3 protein-coding genes are annotated in these 3,368 nt (G+C 61.5%); 2 read left to right on the forward strand and 1 reads right to left on the reverse strand.

Annotated elements, in window-relative coordinates; genetic code table 11:
* Positions 1-182, forward strand: a 182-nt coding sequence (locus I5W_RS09345) for a diguanylate cyclase (RefSeq protein ID WP_044529016.1), incomplete at its 5' end; no start/stop codon positions are given.
* A gap of 40 nt (positions 183-222) precedes the next feature.
* Positions 223-723, forward strand: a complete 501-nt coding sequence (rraA, locus tag I5W_RS09350; RefSeq protein ID WP_044529017.1) for a ribonuclease E activity regulator RraA — start codon at positions 223-225, stop codon at positions 721-723.
* 75 nt (positions 724-798) lie between these two features.
* Here rraA and I5W_RS09355 read toward each other — a convergent pair whose 3' ends face one another.
* Positions 799-3,030 carry an FUSC family membrane protein gene (locus I5W_RS09355; protein ID WP_044529018.1) on the reverse strand — a complete coding sequence of 744 codons (2,232 nt, stop codon included), beginning with the start codon at positions 3,028-3,030 and terminating at the stop codon, positions 799-801.
* Between the last annotated feature and the right edge of the window lie 338 nt (positions 3,031-3,368).

A 3,368-nucleotide genomic window follows, 5' to 3' on the forward strand; every position in this document is an offset into this window, starting at 1 on the left:
GCGACAGATCCGCCCGCCGTCACAAGCCCATCGCAGGCCGCGATGGCCAGCAATACACGGTGGATGCTTCGGTAGGGGTGTCGCTCTACCCGGATGACGGGCTGGATGTGGAAACCCTGCTGCGGGTAGCCGACTCACGCATGTTCGACCAGAAGCGCCTGCACCGCATCCTGTCGGTGTGAGGCATTGCAGATCATCCCATCAAGCCTATTCGGAGCCATCATGACCCCTGCACCCTTTGCCACCTGTGACCTGTGCGACGCCAACGAAGACAAGCTGGCCGCGGGCACGCTGCACGTCCTGCCCCCCATCTTCGCCAGCTTCGGCCGCAAGCAGGCCTTCGCCGGCCCGGCCAAGACCTTGAAGGTATTCGAGGATAACGTGATGGTGCGCGCCACCCTGGAGACGCCCGGCAATGGCCAGGTGCTGGTGGTCGATGGTGGCGGCAGCCTGCGCTGCGCGCTGGTGGGGGGCAACCTGGCGCAATTGGCGCAGGACAATGGCTGGGCCGGTATCCTGGTCAATGGCTGCGTGCGCGATGCGGCCGAATTGAATGCCTGCGAGGTCGGTATCCGGGCGCTGGCCACCCATCCGCAGCGCAGCTTCCGCAAGGGCGCGGGCGATGCCGATATCAAGGTCGGTATTGCCGGGGTGGCGGTGCATCCAGGCGACTGGATCTATGCCGACGTGGATGGGGTGCTGGTCTCGCGCACGCCGCTTTGAGCGTTTTGCTTCACCTTCAGCCTCATCTTTCCAGCCCGCCGTGAGCGGGCTTTTGTTTGGGCGGCTGCAGGCCGCTCAATCCGGCGCTTTGCGCAGCACCTGGTCGATGGCTGCGGTCTGGGTGACAATTTCCTTCAGATCCTGGTTCAGCAGGCTGGTGCGGCGGCGCAGGTTGTCCCAGCCTGACCAGGCGCTGGCTTCGGCCGGCATCGGTTCGGGCGCGACCGGGCCGATCAGTTCGATCTTGCCCGAGATGGCTTTGTCTTCCGGTGCCGTGGGTGACACCGTGACGGCGCCGCCGCGCTTTTTCGGCTTGGGGGCCAGCAGGCGCTGGGCTTCGGCCAGGTGCTGGCTGGCTTCCAGGTAGGTTTCCTCGATCAGTCTGGCCACCGCAGCCTCGGGCATGTTGTCCTGATGGCGCCGCAGCATCAGGCGCAGGGCGGCAATATGGGCTGCCACCAGATAGTTCTGGACGATGAAGCGATTCAGTTCGCGCACCGCGCGCTGCTTGGTGACCGGTTCATCCATCATGCGCACCAGCGCCGAGATCAGCGCGGCCAGGCTATCCATGAAACCCTTGCGGCAGACCCGGTAGAAGAAGTCATCCTTGACCTTACCTTCCAGCATGTCGCGGCTGGCGGTCAGGTAGCGCTGGCTGGCCTTGAGCACGTTGCGCAGCAGCTTGGGCAGGTCGCGGTACTCCCAGGCCGGCAGCACATAGCTGAAGACAGTGGCGATCAGCACGCCGATGATGGTATCGATCAGCCGCTCACCGATGACGCCTTGGTGCCCGGCCGGCACCAGCAGGTTCAACAGCATCAGGATCTGCACTGAGGCGGCGATGGCCGTGTAGCGGTACTTGATATAGGTGAAGGCGGGCGCGGCCACGCTGGCGGCGAACAGCACCGCCAATTGGCCCAGCGGATTGTGCACGAAGCGCAGGATCAGCATGGTGATCAGGCAGCCAATGACGGTGCCGATGAGGCGGTCGGCCATGCGCTGCTTGGTGGCGCTGAAATTGGGCTTGAGGATGATGACGATGGTCAGCACGATCCAATAGCCGTGCGACATGTAGGGCAGGTGCCCGGCGATCCACAGGCCGGTCGTCACCGCCAGCGCCACCCGGATGGCAAAGCGGAAGATCGGCGACTGCCAGCGCAGGTTCACCAGCAGCATGTTGAACTTGAACTTCTGCTGGGTCAGGAAGGGTGTCATGTCCGAGCCCGGCAGGATGGGCAGCGGATCCACCGGGTTTTGTGTGGCCTGGTGCACCTGGCCGATCAGTTCGATGATGTCGCGGATCTTGTTGTAGGTCACGCGCAGGAGGGTGAGCGCTTCTTCCGAGGCTTGCCGCGGGCCGGGCTGGGCCAGTTCGTGCATCTCGAACTGTACCGCGCGCAGCTCGGCCTTGTAGTTCACGCTGGGCTCGGAGGCCTTGTTGCGGGTGACGGCATAGGCGATCGATTCGATGTCCTGGGCCGCCTTGGTGGCCAGGTCGCGCAGGAAGATCATGACATCGGTGCCACCGAAGTGCTGCCGCAGGAAGGCGTAGTCGGCGTGGGTGGAGAGCACCTGTTCATAGAGCTCCAGCATCGACAGGTGCACCTGCACCAGCAAACCATCCTGCTTGGTGTGCAGGTCGCGCAGGATGAGGTCGCGCGAGGCCTGCTGCTTGTCGGCCACCACGATCTGCTGGCGCACCAGTTGATTGAACTGGTTGGCCAGGTCGTGCTTGACGTCATAGAAATCGGCCTTGATGCGCAGATAGCGCGCCAGCTCGAACAGCGCCTCGGCCAGTACCTGCTGCTTGATGCGCCGGCGCAGGAACCACGACACCGCCATCGAATAGGCCAGGTAACCCAGGCCGCCACCCAGGAACAGCGCGGCGTGCAGCAAGGCATCGGCAATGGGCACCTGGTTTTCCATCGACAGGGTCATCACCATGAGTGCGGCGAACTGCAGCGGCATGGTCTTCTTGCCATAGACCACCATCATGCTGGCAAAGAAGCTGACCACCACCATCATGGTGCTGACCAGCCAGGGCACCGGTGCGCACAGGCTGATGATGAGCATGACCAGGGTACAGAGCAGCACGCCGGCCAGCATTTCATTGAACTTGTGGCGCAGCGGACTGGGCAGGTCCATCAGGCTGGTACAGAGCGCACCGAGGAAGACCGTCATGGTGGTGGTCATGTCGGCCACGTTGAACACCAGCAGGGTCAGGCCGACTACCCCGATTGCGATCCGCACACCCGTATAGAAATAATGACTGAAGAGGAAAGTGCGAATGTCCAGGGCGTAATGCATGTAGACAGGGGCGGCGTTGCATCGCCGCTTAATCATTAGTTAGGGGCTTATTCTCTGCCTTCTTTGCAGATTAAACAACCCGAGCTGGAAAAGCAGTTCAACCAACTGCGGGATGAAGAAAAAAGCGAATTTCCTGTCGCGGTCCGCTACACGGATGAGGATCAGGCGCCATTCATGGCAATGTTCATATGAACGATCGCGCTGCGAGAGGTTTCATTTAGGCGATATTTTACGATACGAAATCTTCATTTCGCATCATGAAAAACGCCAGTGCGCTGCATCAAAAATCTTTTTCATTCTCTGGATTTTCGTTTCGTATCGCGAAAAGAAGGGTGTAA

The organism is Herbaspirillum sp. B65, assembly GCF_000333555.1.
GTDB classification, from domain to species: domain Bacteria; phylum Pseudomonadota; class Gammaproteobacteria; order Burkholderiales; family Burkholderiaceae_D; genus Herbaspirillum; species Herbaspirillum rubrisubalbicans.

Coding starts and splice junctions, on each gene's coding strand:
- rraA (WP_044529017.1), top strand. CDS start 223: ATGACCCCTGCACCCTTTGCCACCTGTGACCTGTGCGACGCCAACGAA.
- I5W_RS09355 (WP_044529018.1), bottom strand. CDS start 3,030: ATGCATTACGCCCTGGACATTCGCACTTTCCTCTTCAGTCATTATTTC.